1 pseudogene is annotated in these 918 nt (G+C 69.2%); it reads left to right on the top strand.

The features are described from left to right. Window positions 1-807: pseudogene (locus A5780_RS41215) on the top strand (hypothetical protein); the annotation flags it as partial. Window positions 808-918: the final 111 nt, after the last annotated feature.

A 918-nucleotide genomic window follows, 5' to 3' on the forward strand; every position in this document is an offset into this window, starting at 1 on the left:
CAGTGGGTCCGGGACCAGAAAGAGCAGGCCGACGCGATGCGCGCCCGGATCGACCGGGCGATCAAGTCGGGCAAGGGTTTGGCCGATATCGAGCGTGACCAGCTGCGCGCCGTGCTCACCGATATCGAGGCCGGGAAAACTCAGGTGCCGGACACGCTGCTGGCCGATGACCGGTCCGCGGCCGCGATCGAGCGCGAACGCCGCGACAACTACGCGCGTGCCTACGCCGAGGAAAACCGCCGCGAGATCGAAAAAATCTTGTCGACCGCGGCCGCGCCCGAGGGCACTGTCCGCGCAGTCCGCGACGACCTCAACCGTGTGGTCCTCGCGCAGACCGCGCTGGCGGCCGGGCGCACCAGTCGCGACGACTACGAAGCCACCCAAGCCGAGGAACAGCTGCGCAACAGCATGATCACTGCCGGGGTGCCCGAACACGTCCGCCTCGACGTGAACCAATTCCTCGCCGTCGAAAACGACGCCTGCGAGAAGAAAGGCGAGCGCGCACGCGCCGTCCAGGACCAGTGGGCCGGTCGCCGAGAAAAGGTCGCCGCCGAACGCAATCCCGGCCCGCCCTCCTACGACAGCCCCGAACGCCTCGCGCTGCTGGAGTACAACCTGCGCCAGGCCGGACTGACTGAGGACCAGCGCGCTCAGCGCCTGGCCGCTGCGGCCGGGCGGGCCAAGCCGCCGAGTGAAGCGGTGAAGCCGCCCACCCCGGAGGCACGAGCGCGCCAGACCGCCCCGGGGACTGGGCTCGCGCAGGCCTACAACCGCGACCGTGACCGCGACACCGGTCACGAGCGCTGAGACGTCGTTCCGAACTTCCAAGGGGGGAACGACTGTGGCACCGCTCGAAACCGCTTCCGAGGCAGCCGATCACGAACCGGAGATCTACCCGTGGAAGGCCGCTCCACCTTC

It is taken from the genome of Nocardia sp. 852002-20019_SCH5090214, assembly GCF_001665865.1.
Classification (GTDB): Bacteria; Actinomycetota; Actinomycetes; order Mycobacteriales; family Mycobacteriaceae; genus Nocardia; species Nocardia nova.